Origin of the sequence: Engelhardtia mirabilis (assembly GCF_007748095.1) — a bacterium.
In the GTDB taxonomy this organism is placed as follows: Bacteria; Planctomycetota; UBA1135; order UBA1135.
In genome coordinates this window covers 4,486,292-4,511,985 of record NZ_CP036287.1, presented here as the reverse complement: position 1 = coordinate 4,511,985, position 25,694 = coordinate 4,486,292, and the positions used below count along the sequence as shown (strand labels likewise).

18 protein-coding genes are annotated in these 25,694 nt (G+C 71.1%); 9 read left to right on the top strand and 9 right to left on the bottom strand.

Annotated features, from left to right (window positions below):
- Window positions 1-16 precede the first annotated feature (16 nt).
- Window positions 17-1,099: a M20/M25/M40 family metallo-hydrolase gene (locus tag Pla133_RS16690; protein WP_145067268.1), complete on the top strand. Its 1,083-nt coding sequence runs from the start codon at window positions 17-19 to the stop codon at window positions 1,097-1,099.
- A 265-nt stretch (window positions 1,100-1,364) separates the two neighbouring features.
- Here the strand turns inward: Pla133_RS16690 and Pla133_RS16685 are convergent, their stop codons facing one another.
- From Pla133_RS16685 to Pla133_RS26420, 3 genes are all read right to left on the bottom strand, one after another.
- Entirely contained in the window at window positions 1,365-2,888 is a 1,524-nt protein-coding gene (locus Pla133_RS16685; RefSeq protein WP_419191628.1) for a right-handed parallel beta-helix repeat-containing protein, read from the bottom strand.
- 588 nt (window positions 2,889-3,476) lie between these two features.
- A complete protein-coding gene (locus Pla133_RS26425) occupies window positions 3,477-3,803 on the bottom strand; it encodes an HPF/RaiA family ribosome-associated protein (RefSeq protein WP_419191627.1) in 327 nt (108 codons plus the stop codon).
- Entirely contained in the window at window positions 3,800-4,051 is a 252-nt protein-coding gene (locus tag Pla133_RS26420; protein ID WP_419195397.1) for a hypothetical protein, read from the bottom strand. Before Pla133_RS26420 ends, Pla133_RS26425 begins: the two co-directional genes overlap by 4 nt.
- A 123-nt stretch (window positions 4,052-4,174) precedes the next feature.
- Between Pla133_RS26420 and Pla133_RS16675 the strand changes: the two genes are divergently transcribed.
- The 3 genes from Pla133_RS16675 to Pla133_RS16665 all read left to right on the top strand — a co-directional run bounded on the left by Pla133_RS16675 (window position 4,175) and on the right by Pla133_RS16665 (window position 7,247).
- The gene (locus Pla133_RS16675; protein ID WP_145067262.1) at window positions 4,175-5,074 is read left to right on the top strand and encodes a LysR family transcriptional regulator; all 900 of its coding nucleotides are present in this window, start codon (window positions 4,175-4,177) and stop codon (window positions 5,072-5,074) included.
- A 197-nt stretch (window positions 5,075-5,271) separates the two neighbouring features.
- Window positions 5,272-6,522 (top strand): alpha-amylase family glycosyl hydrolase, encoded by a 1,251-nt coding sequence (locus Pla133_RS16670; RefSeq protein WP_145067260.1) that lies wholly within the window; start codon window positions 5,272-5,274, stop codon window positions 6,520-6,522.
- A gap of 38 nt (window positions 6,523-6,560) precedes the next feature.
- Window positions 6,561-7,247 carry a DUF1801 domain-containing protein gene (locus Pla133_RS16665; RefSeq protein WP_145067258.1) on the top strand — a complete coding sequence of 229 codons (687 nt, stop codon included), beginning with the start codon at window positions 6,561-6,563 and terminating at the stop codon, window positions 7,245-7,247.
- A gap of 226 nt (window positions 7,248-7,473) precedes the next feature.
- On the opposite strand, the gene Pla133_RS16660 is transcribed toward Pla133_RS16665, so the two are convergent.
- Complete coding sequence (locus Pla133_RS16660) at window positions 7,474-8,061, bottom strand: hypothetical protein (protein WP_145067256.1); 588 nt, start codon at window positions 8,059-8,061, stop codon at window positions 7,474-7,476.
- 180 nt (window positions 8,062-8,241) lie between these two features.
- Window positions 8,242-10,008 carry a hypothetical protein gene (locus Pla133_RS16655; RefSeq protein WP_145067253.1) on the bottom strand — a complete coding sequence of 589 codons (1,767 nt, stop codon included), beginning with the start codon at window positions 10,006-10,008 and terminating at the stop codon, window positions 8,242-8,244.
- 225 nt (window positions 10,009-10,233) lie between these two features.
- On the opposite strand from Pla133_RS16655, the gene Pla133_RS16650 reads away from it, so the two are divergent.
- Complete coding sequence (locus Pla133_RS16650; protein ID WP_145067251.1) at window positions 10,234-15,153, top strand: sigma 54-interacting transcriptional regulator; 4,920 nt, start codon at window positions 10,234-10,236, stop codon at window positions 15,151-15,153.
- A 352-nt stretch (window positions 15,154-15,505) separates the two neighbouring features.
- On the top strand, window positions 15,506-16,387 hold the full coding sequence (locus Pla133_RS16645) for an SAM-dependent methyltransferase (protein ID WP_145067249.1): 882 nt from the start codon (window positions 15,506-15,508) through the stop codon (window positions 16,385-16,387).
- Here Pla133_RS16645 and Pla133_RS16640 read toward each other — a convergent pair.
- On the bottom strand, window positions 16,372-17,724 hold the full coding sequence (locus Pla133_RS16640; protein ID WP_145067247.1) for a sulfatase: 1,353 nt from the start codon (window positions 17,722-17,724) through the stop codon (window positions 16,372-16,374). The two genes, Pla133_RS16645 and Pla133_RS16640, sit on opposite strands and share 16 nt — an antisense overlap.
- Window positions 17,725-18,015: 291 nt before the next feature.
- Between Pla133_RS16640 and Pla133_RS16635 the strand changes: the two genes are divergently transcribed.
- A complete protein-coding gene (locus Pla133_RS16635) occupies window positions 18,016-19,797 on the top strand; it encodes an FG-GAP repeat domain-containing protein (RefSeq protein ID WP_145067244.1) in 1,782 nt (593 codons plus the stop codon).
- A 13-nt stretch (window positions 19,798-19,810) separates the two neighbouring features.
- Here the strand turns inward: Pla133_RS16635 and Pla133_RS16630 are convergent, their stop codons facing one another.
- The 3 genes from Pla133_RS16630 to serA are packed head-to-tail and all read right to left on the bottom strand — an operon-like array spanning window position 19,811 to window position 23,624.
- Window positions 19,811-20,863: a CNNM domain-containing protein gene (locus tag Pla133_RS16630; protein ID WP_145067242.1), complete on the bottom strand. Its 1,053-nt coding sequence runs from the start codon at window positions 20,861-20,863 to the stop codon at window positions 19,811-19,813.
- Window positions 20,860-21,996, bottom strand: coding sequence for a pyridoxal-phosphate-dependent aminotransferase family protein (locus Pla133_RS16625; RefSeq protein ID WP_145067240.1), 1,137 nt, complete (start codon window positions 21,994-21,996; stop codon window positions 20,860-20,862). Before Pla133_RS16625 ends, Pla133_RS16630 begins: the two co-directional genes overlap by 4 nt.
- Before the next feature lie 14 nt (window positions 21,997-22,010).
- Window positions 22,011-23,624: a phosphoglycerate dehydrogenase gene (serA, locus tag Pla133_RS16620; protein WP_145067238.1), complete on the bottom strand. Its 1,614-nt coding sequence runs from the start codon at window positions 23,622-23,624 to the stop codon at window positions 22,011-22,013.
- A 174-nt stretch (window positions 23,625-23,798) separates the two neighbouring features.
- On the opposite strand from serA, the gene Pla133_RS16615 reads away from it, so the two are divergent.
- Together Pla133_RS16615 and Pla133_RS16610 are read left to right on the top strand one after the other, a co-directional pair.
- Window positions 23,799-24,905: an alcohol dehydrogenase catalytic domain-containing protein gene (locus Pla133_RS16615; protein WP_145067236.1), complete on the top strand. Its 1,107-nt coding sequence runs from the start codon at window positions 23,799-23,801 to the stop codon at window positions 24,903-24,905.
- A 5-nt stretch (window positions 24,906-24,910) separates the two neighbouring features.
- On the top strand, window positions 24,911-25,654 hold the full coding sequence (locus Pla133_RS16610) for an alpha/beta hydrolase (RefSeq protein ID WP_145067234.1): 744 nt from the start codon (window positions 24,911-24,913) through the stop codon (window positions 25,652-25,654).
- Window positions 25,655-25,694 lie beyond the last annotated feature (40 nt).

Sequence of the window (25,694 nt, the reverse complement as noted above, 5' to 3'; positions counted from 1 at the left end):
GGTTAGCCTCACGCCGATGGAGGGTCACCGAACAGGAGTGGGTCGCACCGGACCGGCGGCATCGGCCTTGGTCGCCGAGCTCCTGGACTGGATCGAGGTAGCGTCCGTCAGCGGGACCGAGGCGCCCTTCACAGACCTCGCCCGGCGCGCCCTCGAACGGCGGGGGCTCGACGTGGAGCCGATCGACGTGGGTGCCGGCCGAGCGAGCCTGTTTGCCCGCGTCGGTTCGCCGCGGGTCGTGCTCTGCACGCACCTGGATACGGTCCCGCCCTGGTTCGGAGCGCGGGCCGACCGCACCCACGTCCACGGTCGCGGGGCCTGCGACGCGAAGGGCGTGGCCCTTGCCATGGCCGAGGCCTCGCGCCGGCTGGTCGACGGGGGACTGGGTGACTTCGGCCTGCTCTGGACCGTCGGCGAGGAGGTCGACTCGGACGGTGCCCTGGCCGCCCAGCGTGCCCTGGTCTCCGGAGCCCTCGAGCTCGACCAGGCGCCGAGCTTCATCGTCGTCGGGGAGCCGACCGGCAACCGCTTCGTGCGCGGTCACAAGGGCATGTTGCGCGCCGCCCTGCGCGCCAAGGGCGTGCCCTCGCACTCCTCGGATCCGCGCGGGCCCTCGGCGGTGCACGCGCTCGTCGGTTGTTGTGCGCGACTGATCGGGCAGGACTGGGGCCAACACCCGGTCTTCGGTGCGGGCTCGCTGAACGTCGGCGTGATCGCGGGGGGCGTGGCCGACAACGTCGTCGCCGGCGAGGCCCACGCCGACCTCCTGGTGCGCGCCGTCGAAGGCCCGAAGGAGGTCGAGGCTCGCCTGCGCGGTGGCCTATCGGGCGAAGTGGAGCTGGACGTCCACGTGCGCTACGGCCCCGTGGAGTTCCTGGTGCCCGAGGGCGAGCCGGCCGAGGTCGTGGCCTTCGGCACGGACGCCCCCTACCTGCCCGCCTGGGGTCAGCCCCTGTTGATGGGGCCCGGCGACATCGCCGACGCGCACACCGAGCACGAACGCATCGCCATCGGCGAACTCGAGCGCGGGATCGCGCGCTACGTGGACCTCGTGCCAGCCCTGCTCGAGCGCGCCGTCGCACAGGGCACCCGGGGCTAGTGTCCTGGATCAGAAGTTCGGCGTCACTTCCCGGGCTCCGATCGCCGCTGGCGTCGCCAGCGCCTCCTCGGAGTATCGCAGCGGATACGCGTCGTCGGCGCGCCTAGCCAGCATCGATCGGACCTCCGGGCAGTGACGCCGAATTTCCGATCCAGGACACTAGGGTCGGCCGCTACGGTTCGGCGGCACCTGCAGGCGGCTCGAGGCCGGGCAGGTGCCGCCGAACTTCGCGCTCAGGACCCGAGCGCGGAATCCCGACCGGCGATCACGGCAGCAGTTGCAGCGCCACCGCGTTCGTCGTCGCACCGACCGCGAGAATGGCGAGGTCGATGGTCAGGGCAGCGTGGTGAATCGTCGCGCCGGCCAGGCTGGTCACGGCTCCCGCGGGCAGGGTCAGCGTGGCTTCGGCGCGGCCGTCGCCGTCGAGGATCCCGATCGATCCGGCCAGACCGGCGGCGGCCGGGGCGACGAGGGTCAGGCTGGTGTAGGCGTCGACGACCAGCGGCAGGGTCTGTCCGTCGAGCACCAGGCCCGGCGTGGTGCCACTGAAGCTGCCGAGCAGGAAGTAGGGCTCACCGGCGTGCGCCGCTTCGAGGGAGATCCGCAGGGCGTGCAGCCCGCCGGTAGTCGTCGAGAGCTCGGTCCAGCTCGGCGCGACCCAATCCGCCGCGGCCGTGTTGCCACGCGGATAGAGGGTCGCGAAGGGGAAGGCACCCACGTCGATGCGCGTCCCGTCGGGGTCGACCTGGCTCGGATTGCCGGCGTCGATGCAGGGCGACGCGGACGCGAGGTGCAGGTCCGCGGAGGCCGTGGGCGCGACGAAGAGCGCGTCGGCGTCGAAGTTGCCGAGCCCGGCGTAGCCGCCCTCGACGTTCGACCAGGCCACCGTGGGGTTGTTCGCGAGCTGGTCGGGCTCGTTCCCGCGCAGGATCGTGTTCCGGATCGTCGTCGCCCCCCAGACGCCGCCGCCGGCGGTGTTGCCACCGGAGACGGAGCGGTTGCCGACGATCGTGCAACTGTCGATGGTGGTCGACGGCGTGGCCCAGATGCCACCGGCATAGGAGCCGAAGATGTTGCCGAAGCCCGCGTTGTCGGCGATCACGCTGCGCTCGATCGTGGCCACGGCGCTGGAGTGGACCGCGATGCCGCCACCCCTGGCCGGATCGCCCAAGACGACCCGGTTGGCGGCGACGACGCAGTCCGTGACGTTGCAGACTCCACCGGTCAGGTAGATGCCGCCGCCGTCGGCCCCGGACGCGCTGTTGTCGACGATCACGCACTCGTACAGGTGCGGGGCGCCGTAGATGCCCCCACCGTAGCTGAGGGACGAGCTGTTGCCCGCGATCTCACAGCGCCGCATGGTCGGGTTGCCCGACACGCCGCCGCCGAACTTGCCGCTATTGCTGCGGATCGTGCAGTCCTCGATGCGCGGGCTCGCACTGGCCGAGTTGATGCCCCCCGCGCCCAAGGCCGCGTGGCCGTGGGTGACGGTGAAGCCCTGGAGCAGGGCGCTGGCGTCCTGGCCGGGCAAGAAGCGCACGATCGGTCCGGCCGCCGCGCCGTCGAGGATCGTGACCTCGGCGCCACCGGTGCCGATGACTTCGATCCCCTTTCCGTCGAAGCTGATTGTCTCGAAGTAGGTGCCCGGTTGGACGAGCACGCGATCGCCGTTCTGGGACAGGTCGATGGCCGCCTGGATGCTCTGGCCGGGGGCAACGACGGTGTCCATCGCCGCAGCGACGGATGAGAGCAAGGCGAGGGCCGAGAGGGTTACTAGCTGGTGCTTCAAGGGGAGGGTCTCCGGTTCAACATGCGCCCGAAGCGACCCGCGGAGTGGCGGGCGACATGTGGGCGCGTTCCAGGAACCAGTAGGCCCGGATCTTCGCCGACGCGACATGACAACCCTGACATCCGGTTTGGTGCGGCCTGGCCGCCGGGCCGAACACCGGGTGGCTCGGGAGTCGGCGCGGGTTGCGGCCACTTGGGCTCCAGCGCAGGTGGATTCTGGGTCCGGCCGTCGAACTCGTCCCGGACTCGCGAGGCCGGGGAGACGGCCCCGAGCACGTCACCGTGGAACGCTAGCGGCCTCTTCGTCCGCGCTCGACGCCGCGCCCGCGCCGCCGGTCCGATGATCGCAGCGCTCGCCTGCGTCGACGACCGGTCCAAGGCATCGGTCGAACGTTCTCGAGCCAAGCTCCAGGACAGACGGCGCGATCCGTTCGCCGCTCGTGAGGTGGTCGAGCTCCGCCGCGGTGGCCCGGATCAAGCTGAAGCCGGACGCCGCTGGATCAGCAGCGCCCGGCTTCGTCCCTTCGATCGAGGGCCGCCGGCGCTAGCGGGCGTCCTCGAGTTCCACAGTGGGTCGGCGCGCCGCCGGTCAGGCAGACCGTCGGCGGCGGCGAGTGACCACTCGTTTCATGCGGCGGGCGACGCTCTGGCCAATGCGGTCGCTGGCCGAGGCCACGGCGCTGAACGGACACTCGCGCAGCTCATCCACGATCAGCACGCCTCCGGGATGGATCTCGGCCCGGATGCGGACGCCCACGTCCTCGCCTCCGCGCGGACCGTTCACGTCCTGGAGGTCGACGCGGATTCGGTGCAGTCGGTCGGCGAACCTGCCCAGGGCGAAGTGCAGCCGCTTCTCCACGTGTTCCCGCAGCTCCCGCGTGACCCGCACCCCTCGCGATCGAAGTTCGAGATTCATCGGTCCTTTCGGTAGGTGGCCAGATGGCCGTCCAACTCGTTCATTGCCCGAAGTACCTCGTCGAGTCGCGCCGGCGCTCCCGCAGGCATGCCGTCGTCGTCGGCGATCAACTGAGCCAGCTCGTCCACGAACCAGCGCCGGAGTCGTCGTCGCTTGGCCTCGAGCGAGGTCAGGCGGCAACGGGCCAGCCTCCCGGGGCTGGATTCCGACGGGAGGCGAACTCGCATCTGGGCTCGCGTGGCGGTCATCGGGCGTCTGCATCAAGCCGGGAGCATCGCGCTCCCCGCACGGAGCAATCTACGACCGATCTCGATTCAGTCTGTAGCCCATTGATTGAACGAGAGCGTCGGTTTACCTGAACGATCGCGACCATGGAATGGCTCAACTACCACCACCTGCTGTACTTCTGGACCGTGGCTCGGGCCGGCAGCATCGCCGCCGCCAGCCAGGAGCTGCACGTGGGCCGACCGGCGATCTCGATGCAGCTCAAGAGCCTCGAGGCCTTCTTCGGGACGCCGCTGTTCCTGCGCCGCGGCCGGCGTCTCGAGTTGACCGAGACCGGCAAGCTGGTCGAGGGCTACGCGAGCGAGATCTTCCGCACCGGTCGCGAGCTGGTCGAAGTGGTGCGTGGATCGTCGCTCGGCCGCCGTCAGGTGGTGCGGGTCGGGATCGCGGACGTGATGGCCAAGTTGATCGCCTTCGCCCTCTTGGACTCGGCCTTCTCCGAGGACGACGACGTGCACCTCGTGCTCAGCGAGGATTCTCCCCGCAGGTTGTTCGCGGCCCTGGCCGTGCACGAGCTGGATCTGGTGCTCTCGGACGTGGCCCTGGCGCCGGGGCTCGACGTGCGGGCTCGCAGCCACCGCGTGGGGTCCTCGACGACGACGCTCTTCGCCAGCCCCGAGCTCGCCGCGCGCCTGGCACCGGGCTTCCCGGGCTCCCTGGACGGTGCGCCCTTCCTCTTGCCCTCCCGCGAGAGCGCCGTGCGCGCCTCGTTGGATCGGTGGTTCGAGTCCGAGCGACTGCGACCGCGCACGGTCGCCGAGTTCGACGACAGTGCGCTGATGAAGGTCTTCGGCCAGGCCGGTCGTGGCGCCTTTCCCGGGCCGACGGCAGTGGCCGAGCAGATCGTGGAGCGCTACGGGGTCCGCGCGCTCGGCGTGCTGCCGACGGTGACGGAGCGCTATTGGGCCATCTCGCCGGAGCGCAAGATCGCCCACCCCGCCGTCGCGCGCATCGTCGAGGGTGCGGCCGCCGTCTTCCCGAGCTGAGCGGCGGGGCCGATCCCGGGCGCGCTGGTCCTGGCGACCGATGTAGCTAGGCTCTCTCGCCGGCCCGCGGCGCAGTTGGCCCGCAACGACCACCTCGCCCGACCCGTTCGACGACGCTCGAAGCGCGATCGGCGACGGTTCCGACGGGGCTGGGTCCCACTCTGGATCAATCGACGAAACCCCGCTCGACCGCCATCGTGAACACCCCCGACCGGACCCTCTACGAGGTCAACCTCCGCCAGTTCAGCCCCGAGGGGACCTTCGACGCCTTTCGCGAGCACCTGCCGCGGCTGGCGGAGCTGGGGGTCGGGATCCTGTGGCTGATGCCCATCCATCCGATCGGAGTGCTCCACCGCAAGGGGAGCCTGGGCAGCTACTACGCCGCCACCGACTACATGGCGGTCAACCCCGAGTTCGGCAGCGAGGACGACCTGCGTGAGCTGGTCGACGCCGCCCACGGGCTGGGCATGGCCGTGATCCTCGACTGGGTCGCCAACCACACGGCTTGGGATCACGTCTGGACCCGGAGCCACCCCGAGCGCTTCAGGGCGGGGCCGGAGGGCGGTTTCGTGCCCCCGAACCCGGATTGGACGGATGTGATCGGTCTCGACTACGACGAGCCCTCGACCCGGCGCGCGATGACGGACGCGATGCTGCACTGGGTGCGCGCGTGCCGCATCGACGGGTTCCGCTGCGACGTGGCCGAGCTCGTGCCCGCGGACTTCTGGAGGGCCGCCATCGCGGAGCTGCGCGCGGAACGACCGCAGTTCATGCTCGCCGAGGGGGAGCGGGAATGGCTCTACGAGGCGGGCTTCGACGCCACCTACGGCTGGAACTTCGCTGCCTCGATCGAAGCCGCCGCGGCCGGTGGGCGAGCGGCGGTCGTGCGCGATCACGTGGAGCGTGACCGCGCCCGCTTGGCCGAGGCAGGCGTCGGCGCGTTCCGGATGCACTTCACCACCAACCACGACTGGAACTCGTGGGAGACCCTCGCCGTCGACCGCTTCGGGCCGGCCTGGGAGTTGGCCACGGTCTTGACCTTCACCCTTCCGGGAATGCCGCTGATCTACAGCGGGCAGGAGGCGGGCCTGGACCAGCGGCTCGACTTCTTCGAGAAGGATCTGATCACCTGGCGCGCGGATCCCGCGGCCGACTTGTATCGGCGCCTGTGTGCCTTGAAGCGGTCTGAGCCGGCACTGGGCCATGGCGCGGGCGAGGGGACGCTGGAGTTCATCGAGCTCGAGGGGGCGCGGGCGGTGCTGGCCTTCCGTCGCTCGAGCGGGTCCAGCGAGGTCCTGGTGTTGGTGAACTTCTCGGCCGACAGGTCGCCGATCGATGCATCAGCAACCCCCGAGGGCAGCCACTACGTCGACTTACACGGCTTCCCCGCGGGCGTGCCGAAGTGGTTGGACGCCTGGGAAGCGGTGGTCTTGCGTCGGGTGCGCTGACCGCGCCCGGCCCCGGCCCGGATCGGTATCCTGCGCCCATGGCCGACCGTCCCTCGTCCGTGAAGCAGTACCTCGCCGCCCTGCCCGCCGACCGCCGCGCCGCTATGGAAGCGGTGCGAGCGACGATCAAGGCGAACCTCGACCCGAAGTTCGAGGAGGGCATCCAGTACGGCATGGTGGGCTACTACCTGCCGCACTCGGTCTTCCCGGCGGGCTACCACTGCGATCCCACACAGCCCCTGCCGTTCGCCAGCATCGCGTCGCAGAAGAACCACCTGGCGATCTATCTCTTCTGCATCTATACCGCCCCCGGCGAGGCCGAGCGTTTCGCCAAGGAGTGGAAGGCAACGGGCAAGCGCCTCGACATGGGCAAGTCCTGCGTGCGCTTCAAGAAGCTCGAGGACGTGCCCTTGGAGGTCCTCGGCCGAGCGATCAAGCGGGCGACGGCGGCGAAGTTCCTGAAGTCCTACTTGGCCGGTCTCGCGGGAACACCCGCCGGGCGGAGCCGGTCGACCGGCAAGGCGACGACGAAGGTTCGCGGCAAGGCGACCGAGGAGGCCGCGACGAAGGCGGTCTCGAGCTCGGTCGGGAAGGCGACGAAGAAGTCGGCCAAGAAGACGACGAAGAAGGCAGCCAAGAAGGCGACGAAGAAGGTCGCGACGACGGCGGCCTCCAAGACGACCAAGAAGGCCTCGACAAGGGCGACCAAGAAGTCGACCAAGTAGAGCCCGAAGGAGGCGATGACGAGAATCGCGCAGGAAGTGGAGGAGAAGCGCTCCTTCGCCACTTCGCGCTGTCGCCGAATCGAGGGACCACTCGGTCGGTTCCCTCGCCACGCTCCAAAGGGCGCGAGGCGTTGGCCGCGAACGAATCCGGCGGTCGACGCCCTTGCGCGCCGACCGCCGAACGGGCTCGCTGCGAACCCTGCCCCCGCGGGCCGGTTGTCGTCGATCAGTTGTCGATCGTCTTGCAGTCGGGGTTCGTGAGGCTCACGAGTCCGCCCGCGACAACGGCCCCTTGGCCGTAGATGTCGAGCCCGACGAGGGCGGGGCTGTTCGGAATCTGGAACGGGATCTGGAGGACGCCCGCGCCGCCGACGGTGCCGCTGGCGCTCAGCACGATCTGGCTTTGGTCGATGAAGATCACGCCTTCGGCGCCAAAGGGCGTGAAGGACGTGTTCAGAGAGATGAAGCCCAGGGCCCCCGAACCCGGCGCGGCGGTAAAGCCCAGGGTCGAGGTCTTGCCGATCTTGGTGCCGCCGCCGATCTCGAACACCTCGGGCACCACGCTGATGGCGTCTACCGCGACCGAAGGGTTGGCCGCGGAACCGTTCCACTGCCCGGTGATCTGGACCTGCTCGCCGACGAAGAGGTTCAGGTTGAAGAAGGCGCTCGTCAGTTGCGTGTCGGTGCAGCCGAGCACGAACTGGTTCGTGGTGCCGCTGACGTCTTCGACCTTGCCGGTGAAGGTCACTTCCTGGGCCAGGGCCGAGGTACTGAGGACGAAGAGGGCGATGGGGGCGAGGAGGGTGGTTTGCATGGTGTCGACTCGTCAGGGATGGATGGAATGGCGAGGGCGACGCTCCAGACGCCCTCGATCCGAATCACCTGAGGCAACTGCCGTGCCAAGCTCCGCTGCCCGCTCGAGGTCCGCAGCGCGCGCATCGGACCGCGGCGCGTCCGCGAAATGGACGCGGCGGTCCGGGCCCCGGACCGATCCCTACAGCGCGGGCAGGAGCTGCCCTGCGATCGCGGGCGACGGCGCGATGCCGATCGCTCCCGCGACGCTCCACTCGACGTGCACGCCAGGCAGGAACGATGGTGCGAGGGAAACGCGCAGGTCCGAGTTCGATGTCCAGCCGATCACGGGCAGCCAGGACGCGGGAATGGGAGTCAAGAGGGCGCCGGTGCCGGCGGCCGGGTTCACCCGGGCGACCCACTGGGACAGGCCCAGGTCGATGATCGCTCCGACGGAGCCGTCGGGGGCGGAGGAGAGGCCGAGCAGGCTCGTGCCTTCTGGCAGGGTCGCGAGGGTTGCCAATCCGTTGGCGGGCGCGACGCTGACGAGCTGCTCGAGCTTGGGCTTCAGGTCGCGGCGGACCGAGAGCACCAACCGGTCGCCCGTCCAAGTGGCGGCATCCAGGGACTTGACGTCGGCGAGGAGCGTGATGGTGCCCGTCGACGGCGGCACACTGGCCAGCAGCCGGCCACCGCCGCCGTTGCCATCGTGCAGCACGATCGAGTCGGTGCCCGGGAGGCGATACAGCCCGTCCTCCGGGCTGAGCGTCGCCGGAGTCAGGAACGGCGCCACGGCGTCGCCCGAGCTGAGGGTCAGGTTGACGATCGTCGTGGTGCCCCCGGCGGCCGTCTGTGCGAGGTACAGGTCGACGTTGTCCAGTCCCGCAGGGACCGTGTTGTTGCGCTCGCCCGCGCCGAACATCAGGCCCGCGCCCGGAACGAAGCGCAGCAGGCCCACCTCGTCGATCGTGTCGAGGAAGTTGCCGTCCGAAGTCAGGTGCCCAGCGGTCGCACCGCTGACCGTCTCGGCCATCCACACCTCGCGGGTGAGGCCGCCGCCGAGCTTGGGTTCGCGAGTCCTGTAGCCGACCCGCGTGCCGTCGCTGGACAGCACCAGCCACGGTCCGTCCGCGGCCTCGGGCAGGAAGCCTGCTCCGTCGAGGGCTTGGGCCGGCATCGACGCCAGCTTGGCCGTGCCGATTGCTCCGAACGTCGCGACGCGCGCCGCATCGGGCCCGTCGCCGGCGAGCACTCCAGCGGTCGATCCGTCACCGGAACCGACCACCTGACCGCCGAACCACGCAGGCGTGGCGCCCTCCACCGCCACCGTTTGGAGTTGGGCGCCGGGCGCGCGTTGGAAGCGATTGGCTCCACCGGCATCGAGGGCCACGCCCCAGGTCGAGAAGAGGGCTAGCCCCTCCAGCTCGAAGTCCATCGGCGCGAGCGAAGCACTGCGGTTCTCGGCGACGGCTGTGAGCAGGTCGATCTCGAGCAGGTCACCGCCGGCGCCGACCTCGGTCGCGATCAGGATCGCCGTGCCGTCGGGGGCGCAGGCGATGCGGGGCGAGAAGGGCGGCGCATCGCCGGTCGCACCGATCCCGGGCAGGTCCAGGAGCAGCTGCGGTGCGCCCGTCGGCGTGACCCGGAACAGGCCGAAGTGGGTCTGGGCGCCCGCGCCACCGCGGTAGGCGTAGAGCGAGCCATGGCCCTGGGGCAGGACCAGCCGGTTGGCTCCCCCCGGCAGGGGCTCGTGGCGCGGCCGGTCGGCGGCGAAGCGCTCGATTCGGGTACGGCCGACGAAGTCGAGTGCGATCAGGGCCACGTCGGCGAGTTCCGGCGCGGCGGCGATCGCCCCCTGATCGTCGACCCCGATGACTGCTCCCACACCACCCGCGGGCGCCTGGAACAGGGTCCAGTCGGCGGCGGCGGTCGTCGTGAGCAGGGCGAGGGCGGCGAATGAGAGTCGCATTGTGTTGGGTCCTTGGGTCGCGCGACCTGCGGGAGGCGGTCGCGATCCTCCATGGCACGCAATCTGCGTGCCGCTCTCTTGGTCTACCCCATCAGCGACCCAGCGGGGTGATTGGCCGCCAGCGATCCCCCGTTCCTGCCGTAAGAGTTTTGGACCTACCGGCAGGGTCCAACACCTGGACCGGAGTCCAGAATCCAGACCCCCGCCACCGCCGATCCGCCCCCCATGGCCCCCGACTCCCACCAACCCGATCCGTCCCGCGAGCAGCCGACCGAAGCCGCATGGCCGGCGGGCTACACGGCTGTGGAGCCCATGGCGCGCCGCGACGGAGCCGAGGTCTGGCGGGCGCGACGAGGCTCTGACGAGGTGGCGTTGAGGCTGGTCTCGGACTCCTCGCTGGCCGAGGCGGCCGCCGAGTTGGAGGTGCTCTCGACCCTGCGGCTCGAGGGCACGGCCCGCCTGGTCGACCACGGCCGACTCGAAGACGGCCGCACCTTCCTGGCGCGGGAGTGGATCGATGGCATCCCCCTGGAGCAGTGGGCGAGCGGGCGGACACCGGAGGCCATCGGTCGCCTCCTGGCGGACCTCACCGACGGTCTGGAGGCCCTGCACCGGGCGGGCTTCGCCCACGGCGACCTGAGCGCGGTCAACGTGCTGGTCACCGCTGGCGATCGGCCGGTGCTGGTGGACTTCGGCCTGTCCGGCGCGATCGACGCGGAGCGCGCCGGCGTCGCTGCAACGGGGACCCTCTACGCCATCGCTCCCGAGCGCCTGGCCGGCTCGCCTCCCTCGCCCGCGGCCGACCTCTTCGCCCTGGGTGCCCTGGCCCACGAGCTGTTGGTGCCCGCGCGGCGCACCGCGCGCGAGTTCTACTCGCAGTTCCCGTCGCGACCGTTCCTCGAAGCGTCCGGGACGAGCGTCGACGACCTGCCCGATTGGGCTCGCGAGACCGTCGAAGCCCTGGTGGCCCGGCGCCCGGAGGCGCGGCCGGCGGGCGCGGCCGCCGTCGGAAGGGCGCTGCGCACGCGGCTCGGCCTCGAAGCGGGCGCGTCCATTCTTGCGCCCCTGCGGGTTCCGACGAGCCTCGGCCGCGAGGCCTTCCTGCGTTGGATCGTCGACGGCTTCGAGCCCGCGCCGCACGAGGCCCTGGCCATTGCCCTGCCCGCGGGCGACGACCCGCGCGCGGTGCTCGAGGCCCTCCGGCTGCGCGCGACGATCGCCGGCATCGAGCTCGACGCGCTCGAGTTGTCCGGCGAGCTGGCGGCACTCGGGAACGGCGCGGCCATGGACCACTGGGCCGCCGGACACGCGAGCGATCTGGGTCGACGCTGGCTCGCGGTCAGCATGGACGAGCCGAGTGCCTTGGCCGCAGCGGCCGTGGACCGTCTCGCACGATCCAGGAAGCAGTCCGGCGGCGACGCGCGGCTGCTCGTGGTCGGCACAGCCCTCGGACAGGGGGCCAGCGGATGGCGCGTGGAGCACGCACCGGCCGTGCGTGCTCGCGAGCTCGCCGAGCATCTCGACGACCTGCTGGACGCCGGCTCACAAGAACGACTCGAGCGCCTGGCCGACCAGCTGGTGCGCGCTTCGAAGGGCGCGCCCGCCGCAATCGAGCGGCTCCTGCGCCGCGCGCAGCACGAGGGTTGGATCGTGGATGGCGGCGACCGTTGGCGCTTGCGACCTGGACCCCTGCCCGACCTGGCGCGCTGGTCGGAGACAGACCTCGACCCGCCTGCGGAGGAGGGGCTGCGCGAGATCCTCTTGGCCCTGGCCATGGTGCCGGGTAGTTGTCGACTCGACGCGCTCGCGCAGGTCGTGGGAGCAGCGCTGTCCACGGTCGCGACCCGGCTGGCGCACTTGAGTTCGAGTCGCTGGGTGCGCTGGGAGGGGGGCGAAGTGGCGTTGGTCAGGGACGTCGACGCGATCGGGCTCCTCGATCGGGGTCGACGGCAGATGATCGCCCGCCGCTGGAGCGACGTGCTCGACAGCCAGGGAGCGTCGCGCGCGGCCACCTGGCACCTGCGCTGGCTGGCGCGATCGGTTGGACAGGACGACGTCCTGCTGGCCGAGTGGCACGAGCAGCTGCACGAGTTGCGCGACTCGGGCTCGCCGGAGTTCGCCCTGGCGGGGCTTCACGTCCTGGAGAGTCTGGCGGGGGACGACGCGCCGGCCGACTTGGCGGTGGAGCGGGCCCTGTGCTGGGCGCAGTTGGGTGACGCGCGTCAGGCCGCGGATGCCCTGGGCGCCTACAGGCCGTCGGATGCCCCGGGGCAGGCTCGCGGCGAACTGGCGCGGGCGCAGATCGCGCGCATCGTGCACGACGAACCGCGCGCTTCGGCGCACTTCGATCGGGCGGTCGAGCTGGATCCAGGCGTGCGCCTGGAGGCCGAGTTGGGGCGCGTCCAGATGGAGTTCGCGCGCGGCGAGGATGCGGCCCTGATCGAGCGGGTCGACAGGCTTCAGCGTTTCGACGACGGCACCGGCGACCGGACGGCCTGGCGGACCTGGTGCGACCTCGGTCGCCTGCGCGCGGTGGCGCGCGGTCGGCGCGGACAGGTCGACGCGGCGCGTTCCGAACTCGACCAATGGCTGGCCGAGGCCTGCGCGCGGGGTGACGACGCGGCGGTCGGGACGCTCTCCATGAACCTGGCGACGATCGAGCGCCGCACGGGCAGCCACGGGCGCTCGATCGCGCTCTTCGCCAGTGCGGCCGCGGCGCTGCGTAGTGCCGGCCGGATCGCGAATGAGGCCAACGCCCGCGGTCAACTCGGCGGCGCGCTGCGCGAGGGTGGCGACCTGATGGCGGCGGAGCCCGAATTGGCGCGCGCCCTGGCGGTGCGAGAGCGCTTGGGGGACGAGGCCGGTGCCGCGACCCTGCGCGGACTCTTCGCGCTGCTCACCGCGGAACGGGGGCACGCCGGCGCCGCCATCGCCGACCTGGAGCGCGCGGTCGAAGGCCTGTCTGCGGGACAACGTCGACTCAGCGCGCCGCTGCTCTTGGCTCGCAGCGACCTGCAGCGGGCTCGAATCGGCCGCGACCCCTTGGGCTCCAGCGAACTCTCGGGGGAGGCGGCGGTGGATCCGCGAGTGTTCCTCGATCAGGGCCGCGCCGCTGCGTTGCGTGGGCACACGGCCGAGGCTCGCGCCTTCGTGGGCAGGGGGGCCGAGTTGGCGCGCCGTCTCGACCAGGTGCCGGTCGAGGCCGAGGCCCGCTTCCTCGCTCGAGTGCTCGAGGGCGAGGCCGCCGTGACCGACGGCGTCGAGAGCGACGACCGGGCCACGGGCCTTCTGGCCGAGGACTTGACCCTGTGGAACGCCCTGGTCGCCGGCGACGTCGCGACCCTCGCCAACTTGGCCCGCCAGCTGGCATCCCGCGGCCGTGACGATCGAGCGGCGCGCGCCTGGCTCGCAGTCGCGGCACGTAGCGACGACCCAGAGCTTGCGGAAGAGGCCGCGTCCCAGGCCCGCGATCACCTCGAGCGTTGCGCCGTGGGACTCTCGCAGCGCGAGCGTTTTGCCCTGCGCCGGACCCTGTTGAACCTTCCAGACCCCCGCCCCCGCGATCTCGATGAGCGCAGCGGCTCGGCCACCGACGACGAGGAACTCGAAATGGAGATCATGCAACTGCTCGCGTTGAACCACCGGCTCGCGGGTCAGGAGGACCTCGACGGCCTGTTGACGGAGATCGTCGATAGCGCCTGCCAGGTGACCGGCGCCGAGCGCGGCTTCCTGGTGCTCGAGGAAGGCGGGCAGCTGCGCCTCGACGCGGCCACGGAGTTCGCGAGGGGTGACGTGGCCGCCAGCGACGTTTCGGTCAGCACCTCGATCGTGGGCGAGGCCCTGGCGAGCATGAAGACCCTCAACGTGTCCAACGCCGCCGACGATCCCGAGCGCGGCCGCGCGCCGTCGATCGTCGAGCACGAGCTGCGCTCGATCCTGTGCGCGCCCTTCCGGGCCACCGAGGACCTGCGCGGCGTGGTGGTCGTCGACCATCGCCTGCGGACGGGCGCCTTCGGTCCGCGGGCCGAGCGACTGCTCGGGCTGTTGGCGGACCAGGCCGCCCTCGCGGTCGGGCAACTGCGTCGGCGCGAGCAGATCCACGACCTGAACAAGCGACTCTCCGAGCGTGTCGTGAGGCAGGAGCGCGACCTGGAGGCCGCGCGCAAGGCCTTGCAGGACCGTGGCCTCGAGTCGCCCGGAAGCGGGCTCGTGGGCAGCTCGAAGTCGATCGAGACGGTGCGGGCGCTGATCTCCAAGGCAGCACCCAGCGGGATGCCGGTGCTGCTGCGCGGCGAGAGTGGGACGGGCAAGGAGTTGGCGGCTCGCGCAGTCCACGAGCAGTCCGAGCGCCACGCCGCCGCCTTCGTCAGCGAGAACGTCGCTGCCCTGCCGGCGTCGCTGATCGAGTCGGAGCTGTTCGGCTACCGCCGTGGCGCGTTCACCGGCGCGGATACCGACCGCGCCGGCCTGTTCGAGCGCGCGCACGGTGGCACGCTGTTCCTGGACGAGATCGGCGAGATGCCCCTCGAGCTCCAGGCCAAGCTCCTGCGCGTGCTCGAGACCCGCCGGGTCAGGCGCCTGGGCGACGGGGACGAGCGCAGCGTCGACTTCCGCCTCGTCACGGCGACGCACCGGGACCTGGAGGCCGCGGTGGGCGCCGGGAGCTTCCGACAGGACCTCTACTACCGCATTGGCGGGATCGAGGTGCGGCTGCCCTCCCTGGCCGAGCGCGCCGAGGACATCCCCGAGCTCGTCGAGCACTTCCTGACGCTCTTGGCCGCCAGCACGGGCGAGCGCCGTCACGTCTCCTCCGCAGTCCTGGAGCGCCTCACGCGCCGCCCCTGGCCGGGCAACGTGCGTGAACTGCGCAATGAAGTGCGGCGCCTGTGCGTCCTGAGCGAGGGCGAGATCGACGATCCGTCGCTGGTGGGGGAGCCGACCCTGGGCGCTGCGGTCATCCCTGCGACCGGTCCGATCCCGACCATGGCAGAGATCGAGCGCGCCGCCATCGAGCGCGCCGTGGCCCAGACCGGCGGCGACAAGCGCGAGGCGGCGCGCCTGCTCGGCATCTCGCGCGCCAAGGTCTACCAGCGCATCAAGGAGTGGCGTGAGGAGGTCGGCGGGGACGCGTCAGCTATCGACTGATTGGTCGTGGCGCCGATTGTCCGCCGCATCGGCCAGATCCGGCAGTCACTGCGCGCCAGGGCGAGAGCGCCGCACGGGCACTGCTGCGCCGGAGCGTGACCGCTGGGCCGGATAGACGACCTGCCGAGCACGCCTGGTCCGGGCCACCAGCGCCGAGACAGTCGTTGGCGGCGGCACGGGGTCGCCGCGGCCGAGCCAAGCCATCTGCGGTCGTGCGCGCTCGGGTCCTCGGGAGCCCTGGGTCGTCGTTCCTCGGACGCGGCCTGCCGATCCCGTGGACTCTGTCTTCCCGCCCGGAGGGGGATCCTCGGTAGCTTCACGACCCGCGGACGCCAGGTCGCCCGCGCAGTCCATGTCCACCTGGATCACCATCGACAGTCCCGCCAGTCGCAAGGACATCGCCGCCCACTACGGCGAGCTCGACGAGGCCTACCGGCGCCTGTGGGGCGAGCACCTGCACCACGGCCTGTGGGAGAGCGGGCGCGAGTTGGTACAGGAGGCGATCGAGTCGCTGGTGCATCGGGTCGCCCGCACCCTGGAGTTGCGGCCGGGCATGGAGCTGTGCGACGTCGGCTGCGGCTACGGCGGGACGAGCTGGCTCCTGGCGGAGCACTACGGGCAGCGGGTGACCGGCCTGACCATCACTCCGGAGCAGGTCGAGCGCGCTCGCGCGCGGCCCGTTCCGTCGGCTACCGTCCCGCCTCGCTTCCTGCTCGCCGACTGGCTCGAGAACGACTTCGCGGACGCTTCCTTCGAGCGGCTCGTCTCCCTCGAGTGCATCGGGCACGTCCCGGACAAGGCGCGCTTCTTCCGCGAGCTGCACCGCGTCCTGCGACCGGGCGGCCAGGCTCTGGTCACCGCTTGGCTCACCCAGGAGCGGCCGAGTGCCTGGCGGCGTCGACACCTGCTCGAGCCGATCTGCCGCGAGGGGCGTCTGCCGAGCATGGGTTCGGCGCAGGCCTACGGCGATCTGGCGCGGGCGGCCGGGCTCGACGTGCTGAGCTACGAGGACCTCAGCGCGAAGGTGCTACGGACCTGGTCGATCTGTCTTCAGCGCACCCTCGCGGGCCTCGCGACGGACCACGAGCTGCGCCGTTTCCTGGTCCACGGGCGCAGCTCGAACCGCGTCTTCGCTCTGACCTTGGTGCGGATCTGGCTGGCCTATCGAGTGGGGGCCATGGAGTACGGCTGGTTCCACTTGCGCCGGCCGGAGGCGGCCTACTCGTCGAGGTAGCCCAGCAGGTGCAGCTTCTCGAGCTCGTCCGAGCTCGCGTCGGCGCCGGCGATCGGCGAGAGGCTCGCAGGGGAGGTTCCCAGCCCGCTCTGGTAGGCGTCCTCCAGTCGCTGCTCCAGGTTCATGGTGAGGACGCTGAAGATCGGCGCGACTTCGCCCGGGTCCAGATCGAGGTTGAACGCGGCGTCGGCCTCGTCCGCCACCACCAACTTCCAGGGCCACTGGACCAGCACGTCGAGGCCTGCGTGCTGCGCGTTGTAGACGGACGCCGCCCCCGACTCGGCCTCGAGCAGCGACCTGCCGGGGAGGCCCTCGTCGAAGTCCAGGCCCACCGCCGCAAGGATGGTCGGGGCCAGGTCCACCAGACCAGCAGTGTCGGTGACCCTGGTGCCGCCCCGCTCACCGCCCGGCAGGCGCAGCAGCAGTGGAACGTGCAGGCCGTCCTGGAAGACGCCGCCGTGGCCGCTCATCTGACCGTCGCGAAGGGCAAGGGATTCACCGTGGTCGGAGGTGACGACGACCAGGGTCTCCTCGAGCAGGCCGCGCCCGTCGAGCTGGCCCAACCAGGCCTCCAGTTTCGAATCCACGTAGCGAATCCCGCCGTCGTACATGGCCCCGACGGCCTCGATCTGCGCCTGGTCCAAGAGGCCTGGCGTGGTCCAGATGTCCCGGCGGTCGAGACCCGCCAGGCGCTCGGGGGCATCGGCCAGGAACAGGCGATCGAAGGGCGCTGGCGAGTCGTAGAGCGGCGCCGTGCCCCCGTTGAGGGGTCCGGAGTGCACGTCGAACAGGTGCAGGAACAGGAAGTACGGGCGCTCGGGATCGACCTGATCCAGCCACTCGTCGAAGTGCTCGCCCGCGTGCTCGGCGTCCGAGTGCGCTTCGAACAGGTCGAAGCCGCGGTCGAAGCCGAAGCGGTCGTCGATCCAGCCCGGGAAGAACAGCGCCGCGGTCTGGTAGCCCCGCTCGTGGAGGCGCTCGGCCAGGGTCGGGAAGGTCGGCGCCAGGGCCAGGCCCTCACGCAGCACCCCGTGTTGACGCGGGTGCAGACCCGTCAACATGGTCATGTGCGAGATGAGGGTGTACGGAGCGGGGGACTGCACGTGCTCGTAAAGGATCGAGTCCTGCGCGAGGCGATCGAGGAACGGCGTGGTGTCGCGCCCGTAGCCGTAGCAGCCGACGCGATCCGCGCGCAGGGTGTCGATCGAGATCAGCAGGATCGAAGGCGGAGCCTGGGCGCGGGGGCCGTTCGGCGGCTCGCCACCAGCGCAGGCCGAGACCAGGACGAGGGCGCAGGCGCGCAGCAGGCGCAGTCGGATTCGAATCGGGGTCGGCATGATCAATTCGACCCCTGCGGTGGGGGGGCGCGCCAGCGTCGTATGGTATCCGTTAGTGTCCTGGATCAGAAATTCGGCGTCACTACCCGGAGGTCCGATCGATGCTGGCTAGGCGCGCCGACGACGCTTATCCGCTGCGATACTCGGAGGAGGCGCTGGCGACGCCAGCGGCGATCGGAGCCCGGGAAGTGACGCCGAACTTCTGATCCAGGACACTACTGCTCGCGACGCGTCGAAGCTTGGCGCGCGCCCTAGGATAGACCGCGACGTCCGACCCTAGGAGCCTCACTGATGACCGCCTTGCTCGATCTCCGCTCTCGCCTGGTGCGCTGGCTGCTCGCTCTGGTTGCCGTGGCAGGGCCGCTGCCGTCCGCCCAGGCCCAGGTCTTCGGGCCAGCCGAGAGCTTCGCCCTGCCTGGTAAGCCCGCCGGCCTTGCGGTCGGTGACCTGGATCTCGACGGAGTCGTCGACGTCGTCGTGACGCTGCCCAACCTCGCGCAAGTGGCGATCCTCTACGGTCTGTCCGGCGGGGGCTTCGCGCCAGCGGTGACCCACGCCACTGCGGCCGAACCGGTGGCCGTGACTCTGGGCGACCTGAACGGCGACGGGCGCCTCGACATCGCCGTGGCCTGCCGCGGCTCGATCGGCGTCACCCTCCTGCTCGGCAAGCCGACCGGCGGTCTGTTCACTGCCGGAGAGACTTGGGCGACGGGACTCGCACCGGGTAGCCACGAGCCCGCGGCCGTGACCCTGGCCGACCTCGATCGGGACGGCGACCTGGACGTGGCCGTCGGCCATCGGGCGGGCGGCTTCGTCGGCGTTCGCCTCGGGGACGGGGACGGTTCGCTGGGAGCGTTGTTCCAGTACGACGTCGGGGGCGAGGTTCGCAACCTGGTGGCGGGCTCCATCGACGGTGACGTCTACCCCGAGCTGGTGGTGGCCGCGGACATCGGCGGGACCAAGATCCTGCGCAATCAGAGCGGCTCCGGCTTCACAGTCGAGACCCAGCCCGGGACCTTCGGCGGCTTCACCGCCTGGGTCGAGCTGGGCGACGCGGACGGGGACGGGGACCTCGACCTGTTGTGGCTCGAGGACGACGGGATCGACATCTGCACCGAGTTGGCGCCCAACGACGGTAGTGGGGTCTTCCTCACTTCGCAGGTGGTCCACGTGACCTTCTCGAGCACCAACTTCCGCGCGACGAGGTTCGGCCTGCTCGACGGCGACGCGGAGCTGGACGTGGTCTCTACCGGCTCGACCGGTTCGCAGCAGAACGAATCGATCGAGGTGGCCTTCGGCCTGTCCGGACTGGCCGTGGCGCCGCAGTGCGCCCAGACGAGCGCGGGCGCCCTAGCGGCCTTCGAGCTGGCCGACCTCGACGGGGACGGACGGTCCGAGCTGCTGGGGACCGACATGGTCCATCGCACCCTCGACGTGCTCCCCGGTGGCGCCTGCGGACTCGCTCCCCAGATCGCCTCGGTGACTCCGGCGAGCGCGCCGACCGTGGGGCAGGGCAGCACGGAGGTGACCCTCTCGGGTTGCTCGCTCGACGACGTGACCAGCGTGACCGTCGGCGGTCTTGCGGCCGTGTACCAGGGCTCGGGCTGCGGCGATCAGTTGACATTCCAGCTGCCCTTGGCGCTGCCCCTCGGAACGACGTCGATCGACGTCGTGGGTCCAGCGGGATCGGCCGGGGCCTCGATCGAGATCGTCGCTCCGTCCGCACCGGTGCTGAAGATCCTGCCCACTGGCGCCTTCTCGATCGGGGGCGGCGCCGAGTTGGCGGTCGGCGCGGGACCCGGCGACCTGATCCTCGTGATCGCCTCGATCAACAACTTGCCAAGTCAGATCTCCGGCCTGATCGAGCTCGAGCTGGGCGGTGACTTCAGCTTCATCCTGCTCTTCGCGAGCGTCGCGGTGCCGTCCGGCGAGGGGGCGCTGATCGTGCCGGTTCCGACCACCGGGATGCCCCTGGGTGGCACCTTCTACATCCAGACGGCCGTGGCGACCGCCGGCGGACCGGCGCTGCCGCTGCCGACCAGCCCGCTGGTCGCAGGTGTCGTCGTGCTCTGACCGGGCCCCGACCTCAATCGGCGGGCCCGTCGCCCGACAGTCGCTCGGCGCCGCTCTCCCGGGCCAGGTTCTGGTAGTTGTCGACTTCGTCGTGCTCGTCGATGATCTCGGCCCCGAGCATGCACTCGAGCACATCCTCGAGGGTCGTGACCCCCTCGAACCCGCCGAACTCGTCGACCACCGCGACCATGTGCGCGCGCTCGGCGATGAAGTGCTTCAGCAGTCGGTGGGCGGGCATCGCCTCGGGCACGAAGTGGATCGGGCGGGTCAGCTCGCGCAGGGTCATCGACGTCGCGGAGTCGAGCAGGACGCGATCGAGGACTTCCCGGCGCAGGACCATGCCGATCACCTGGTCAGGCTGCCCATTCTCGGTGACCGGCACGCGGCTGTGGACCCAGTCGTCGACCCGGCTGGCCAGTTCCGCTATCGGCGTATCGGCCGGAAAGGACTCGACCACCGTGCGGGGCGTGCGCAGAGCGCCGGCGGTGACCTGGTCCAGGCGCAGAGCGTTCTGGACCCAGCGGTGCTCTTCGGGACGGACCGAGCCGTGTGCGGCCGCCAGTCCGCTGATGACGAGGAGCTCATCCTCGCTCGGCCCCGCCGGACCCGACTTGCCGATCAGCCTGGCCATGGCGCGCTTGGCGATCCACACGATCGGCCACACGCTCCAGATCATCAGCTGGATCGGCCAGACGATCAGCGGGCCGAGGCGGTCGGCATAGCGCACTCCGAGGCTCTTGGGGACGATCTCGGTCAGGGCCAGGACCAGCACTGTGAACACAGCGGCGAAGAAGCCCACCGCTGCGTTGCCGAACTCCTCGCCGACCAGGGCACCGCACCAGGCCGCGCCCAGGGTGTGGGCGATCGTGTTGATGGTCAGGATGGCTGCGATCGGCTCCTCGACGTCGCTGCGCAGCCGGGCCAGCTTCGAGGCCGCCGTACCGCCCGACTGCCTGAGCACTTCGATCTTGGCGGGCGTGATCGAGTACAGCGCTGCTTCCAGCAGGCTGCACACGAACGACGCGGCGAGGGTGCCACCCGCGACAACCAAGATCGTGGGGTTCACGCGGTGCTGCCGAGGCCTCGGTCAGCGGCGGCGAGCAGCTGTTCGAGCTCGGCCTCGGTGTGGTCGCCCATGTGGCCGATGCGAAAGGCGGTCTGCTTCAGGTCGCCGTAGCCGCCGCCCATGCGGAAGCCTTCCTCGCGCATGTGGGCGAGGAAGGCCGGCACGTCGCGGCCGCCGGCGTCGATCGACGAGACGGTGGGGGAGACGTCCTCCCGGGCGCAGGTGTGGTGCAGACCGCGCTCGGTGGCCCAGGCGATCGTGCGGTCGCGCATGCGCGCGTGGCGGGCGAAGCGCGCGGCCCAGGCCGCCGCACCCGGGCCGGGGTGCGGGCGGTCGGAAAGCCGCGCCTCGAGGTCGCCGGAGCTGATCTCTTCGAGCTGCCGCGCGAGGGCGTAGTGCAGCGAGATCGTCGGCGTCATCGGCGGCTTCTTGGCGGCGTGGCATTCGACCAGCTTGACCGGATCGAGGAACCATCCGCGCCGTGGCGCCTTGCGGGCGCGCTCGAGGAAGCGGTCCGACACGGCCATCAACCCCAGGCCGGGGGGCAGGGCCAGGGCCTTCTGGGTCCCCGCGATGGCGGCGTCGATGCGGTTCGCGTCCAGGTCGATCGGCGCTCCCGCGAGCCAGGTCACGCAGTCCACGAAGAGCATCGTGTCCGGGTGCTCGACCAGCGCCGCGGCGATGCGCGACGGGAGGGTCGCCGTACCGGTGGCGGTCTCGCTGGCGCAGGCCGTGACGACCTCGAAGGGGCCCTGGTCGCGCAGGGCGACGGCGACGTCTTCGGTGCTGAAGGCCTGACCCAGCTCGCGTTGCAGCCGCACGACCTCGAGCCCGAGGGACTCGGCCACCTCGGCGAAGCGCTTGGAGAAGGAGCCGTTGACCAGGGACAGCACGCGCCCGGTCACGCCGCGCAGCACCGACTCCATCAGGCCCGAGGCCGTGCACGAGTGCACGGCCACGTGGGCGCTGGAGTCCGCTTCCAGACCGAAGGCCAGGCGCAGGCCCGGATCGATGCGCTCGAGCAGCTCGGTCATCTCGGGGAAGCGGTGCCCGATCATCGGCCGCGCGCACTCCGCGAGCAGTTCGGGGCGGACCTCGGTCGGTCCGGGGATCCACAGGGAGGTGGTGGTCATCGCGTGGAGGGGGATCAGAGGAACAGGTAGCTGATCTCTTCGATCGGCTCGAGCTCTTCGAGGCGCGCCATGACCTCGTCGTCGGGCTGGCGGTCGATGCTGAGGAAGGCCGAAGCGTGGCCCGCGCCGATCGCGCCCAGCTGGGCCCGGTGGACGTTGATGCCCGCGGCGCCGAGGTTGGTGCCCAGGGCCCCGAGCACCCCGGGCCGGTCGCGGTGGCGGGTGACCAGGAGGTGCCCTTGGGGCGCCAGGTCCACGTAGACGCCCTCGACGCGCACGAAGCGGGGCTGGCCGCCGAAGACGGTTCCGGCGACGAAGTGCGACTCCTCGCCGCCGCGCGAGGAGGCGCGGGCGCGGATCAGGCTGGTGTAGCCGTCGCTGCCCTCCGACTCGCCCTCGAGCACCTGCAAGCCGCGGCCCGCGGCCAGGGTCGGAGCGTTGACCACGTTGACGCTGGCGTCGAAGCCCTGGTGCCGCAGCAGGCTCGCGAGCAGGGCCAGGCGCAGGTGCTCGACCCCGCCGGCCTCGGCCACCTTGCCGTGGACCGTGACCTCGAGCTTCTTGATCGGCTCGCCCGCGCGCTGGCCGAGGAACGAGCCCATGCGCTCGACCAGGTCGATCCAGGGCGCCAACTGACGCAGCAGTTGGGGCGAGCCCGCCGGAGCGTTGACCGCGTTGTTGGCGACCCCGTCGGCGAACCAGGCACCGATCTGGTCGGCGGAGTCCAGGGCCACGGCGCGCTGGGCCTCGTGGGACGAGGCACCCAGGTGCGGCGTCACGATCACGTCGTCGCGACCGACCAGGGGGTGGTCGGCGCCGGGGGGCTCCTGGGCCAGAACGTCGAGCGCCGCACCCGCGAGGTGCCCCGCGTCGAGGGCCTCGACCAGGGCCACCTCGTCGATCAGGCCGCCGCGCGCCGCGTTGATGATCCGCGCGCCGGGCTTCATGGCGAACAGGCGCTCGCGCGAGATCATGCCGCGCGTCTCGTCGGTCAGGGGCACGTGCAGGGTGACGAAGTCACAGGTCTGCAAGAGCTCGTCGAGGCTCGCCAGGGCCACGCCGTGCAGCGGCGAGCCCTTGCCGGTCTTCTCGAGGTAGGGGTCGTGGGCGATGACCTCCATGCCCAGACCCTGGGCGCGCTCGGCGGCCACGCGGCCGATGCGGCCCAGGCCGACGACGCCCAGGCGCTTGCCGCTGAGCTCGGTGCCCATCAGGCCCTTCTTGTTCCACTGGCCGCTGCGCACGCGCCGGTCGCCGGCCGGCACGTTGCGGGCCAAGGAGACGAGCAGCGCCAGGGCCAGCTCGGCGGTGGTGACCGTGTTGCCGGTGGGCGTGTTCATCACGACCACGCCGCGCTCCGTGGCCGCGGCCACGTCGACGTTGTCGACCCCGACCCCGGCGCGGCAGACGACCTCGAGCGCGGGAGCCCGGTCGAGCAGCTCGGCGGTGACCTTGGTGGCCGAGCGCACGACCAGCGCGTGGGCCTCTGCCAGGGCCGCGTGGATCACCTCCGGCGCGGCGCCGACGACGACCTGGGGTTCGTAGCCGAGTTCGGTGAAACGGGCGATGCCGTCGGCGTGCAACTCGTCGCAGACGACGATGCGGCACTCTCCGGGGGAGCGAGTCATGGCAGTTGGATGGGGAAGGGGCGGAGGGCGCGAATCCCACCAAAACCCGGCGCCCGGCGGTACTCGCGTTCGCCAGATCCTCGGCTCCGCGGGCGGGCTTCTCGTCCCGGGCACGCGCCGCCGTTACGGTGTGCCTCGAGCCCCCCTCGTCCCGCGACCCGCCCGACAGCACCCATGAAGATCCGCGCCGCAGTCCTCGAGCAATTCGGTCAACCCCTCGTCGTCCAGGAGGTCGATCTGGCCGGTCCGCGGGCCGGCGAGGTCCTGGTCAAGGTCCACGCCTGCGGGGTGTGCCACACCGACCTCTACACCGCCAGCGGCGCCGACCCCAGCGGCTACTGCCCCTGCGTCCTGGGCCACGAGGGCGCCGGGGTGGTCGAGGCCGTGGGCGAGGGCGTGGCCAGCGTCTCCGTGGGGGACCACGTGGTCTGCCTGTTCAGCCCCGAGTGCGGCCAGTGCGTCAACTGCAAGAGCGGCAAGACCAACATCTGCACCGCGATCCGCGAGCAGCAGAACCAGGGCTACCTCCCGGACGGCACCGCGCGCCTGTCCCGCGGTGGCGAGCCCATGCGGCACTTCATGGGTACCAGCACCTTCGCCGAGTACACGGTGATGCCCGAGATCGCCCTGGCCAAGGTCAACCCGGAGGCGTCGATGGATGCGATCTGCCTCTTGGCCTGCGGGGCGACCACCGGGATCGCGGCGGCCCTGTGGAAGGCCGAGGTCGAGCAGGGCAGCACCGTGGCCGTGTTCGGCGCGGGGATGGTCGGTCTGGGGGCCGTGGTGGGCGCCAAGCTACGCGGGGCCGAGCGCATCCTGGTGCTCGACCCCAGCGAGAAGCGTCGCGCCTTGGCCACTCACTTCGGCGCGACCGAGGTCCTGCCCGGCGGCGAGGACGGCGTGCAGCAGGTCCTGGATCGCACCGATGGCCTCGGCGCCGACTACACCTTCGAGGCCACCGGACTGGCGCCCGTGATGGGTCAGGCGGTCGAGGCGGCGCGGCTGGGCTGGGGCCTGTGCACGATCCTGGGCGTGGCCGGGCGGGGCGAGAAGCTCGAGATCGTGCCGCGCTTCCTGATCACCGGCCGCAAGGTCCAGGGCGGCTCCTTCGGCGGCGCAAAGGGACGCACCCACGTGCCGCAGCTCGTCGACCTCTACCTGCAGGGCAAGCTCGACCTGGACGGCTTCGTGTCCCACCGCATCACCCTCGACCAGGTCAACCACGGCTTCGACCTGATGCACCACCAGGACGGCATCCGCTCGGTGATCCAGTTCTCGTGACGGCCATGCTCCACGACCTCCACAACAACCGTGGCGAGCGCCTGGACGCGAGCTTGCACGAACCCGCCGGCGAGTCGCGAGTGTTGGTCCTGATCGGCCACGGCGTCACGGCCAACAAGGACCGCGAGTGGGCCGTGACCCTGGCCCAGGCCCTGGCCGATGCGGGCTGTGCGGCCCTGCGCTTCTCCTTCTCCGGCAACGGCGACTCCGGGGGCAAGTTCGGCGACTCGTGCCCGACCAAGGAGGCCGGCGACCTGCACTCGGTGATCGACGCCGCCGAAGCTGCCGGTCACGAGCGGGTCGTCTACGTGGGCCACTCCATGGGTGGGGCGGTGGGGGTCATCGCCGCCAGCCGGGACCGGCGCATCGGCGCGCTCGTGTCCCTGGCCGGGATGGTCGACACGGCCGAGTTCGCCCGGCGCAAGTTCGGCGACCAACAGCCCGGGGATCTGATGTGGGACAAGCCCGAGTGCCCCCTGTCCCAGACCTTCCTGGACGACATGGCCGCCGTGGGCACGGTCGCGCCCCTGGCGGCGGACATTCGCGTCCCGTGGCTCTTGGTGCACGGGGACGCCGATACGGTCGTGCCGCCGCAGGAGTCGACGGACATCGCCGCGCGCGCCGGGGGTCCGGTGGAGCTGCGGATGTTGAGCGGCGTCGACCACGTGTTCACCGGCGCGGCCGCTGCGATGGCTCGCGAGGTGGTGTCCTGGCTCGAGTCGTCGCCCTGGAGCCACACAGGGTCCTGAAGAGTGCGTCCGGGTAGGCGTTCGTACGGCGAGAGCCCCC

Excerpts from the sequence above, each read along its gene's own strand:
- Pla133_RS16690 (WP_145067268.1), top strand. The coding sequence starts at position 17 with ATGGAGGGTCACCGAACAGGAGTGGGTCGCACCGGACCGGCGGCATCG.
- Pla133_RS26425 (WP_419191627.1), bottom strand. The coding sequence starts at position 3,803 with ATGAATCTCGAACTTCGATCGCGAGGGGTGCGGGTCACGCGGGAGCTG.
- Pla133_RS26420 (WP_419195397.1), bottom strand. The coding sequence starts at position 4,051 with ATGACCGCCACGCGAGCCCAGATGCGAGTTCGCCTCCCGTCGGAATCC.
- Pla133_RS16675 (WP_145067262.1), top strand. The coding sequence starts at position 4,175 with ATGGAATGGCTCAACTACCACCACCTGCTGTACTTCTGGACCGTGGCT.
- Pla133_RS16665 (WP_145067258.1), top strand. The coding sequence starts at position 6,561 with ATGGCCGACCGTCCCTCGTCCGTGAAGCAGTACCTCGCCGCCCTGCCC.
- Pla133_RS16660 (WP_145067256.1), bottom strand. The coding sequence starts at position 8,061 with ATGCAAACCACCCTCCTCGCCCCCATCGCCCTCTTCGTCCTCAGTACC.
- Pla133_RS16655 (WP_145067253.1), bottom strand. The coding sequence starts at position 10,008 with ATGCGACTCTCATTCGCCGCCCTCGCCCTGCTCACGACGACCGCCGCC.
- Pla133_RS16650 (WP_145067251.1), top strand. The coding sequence starts at position 10,234 with ATGGCCCCCGACTCCCACCAACCCGATCCGTCCCGCGAGCAGCCGACC.
- Pla133_RS16645 (WP_145067249.1), top strand. The coding sequence starts at position 15,506 with ATGTCCACCTGGATCACCATCGACAGTCCCGCCAGTCGCAAGGACATC.
- Pla133_RS16640 (WP_145067247.1), bottom strand. The coding sequence starts at position 17,724 with ATGCCGACCCCGATTCGAATCCGACTGCGCCTGCTGCGCGCCTGCGCC.
- Pla133_RS16635 (WP_145067244.1), top strand. The coding sequence starts at position 18,016 with ATGACCGCCTTGCTCGATCTCCGCTCTCGCCTGGTGCGCTGGCTGCTC.
- Pla133_RS16625 (WP_145067240.1), bottom strand. The coding sequence starts at position 21,996 with ATGACCACCACCTCCCTGTGGATCCCCGGACCGACCGAGGTCCGCCCC.
- serA (WP_145067238.1), bottom strand. The coding sequence starts at position 23,624 with ATGACTCGCTCCCCCGGAGAGTGCCGCATCGTCGTCTGCGACGAGTTG.
- Pla133_RS16615 (WP_145067236.1), top strand. The coding sequence starts at position 23,799 with ATGAAGATCCGCGCCGCAGTCCTCGAGCAATTCGGTCAACCCCTCGTC.
- Pla133_RS16610 (WP_145067234.1), top strand. The coding sequence starts at position 24,911 with ATGCTCCACGACCTCCACAACAACCGTGGCGAGCGCCTGGACGCGAGC.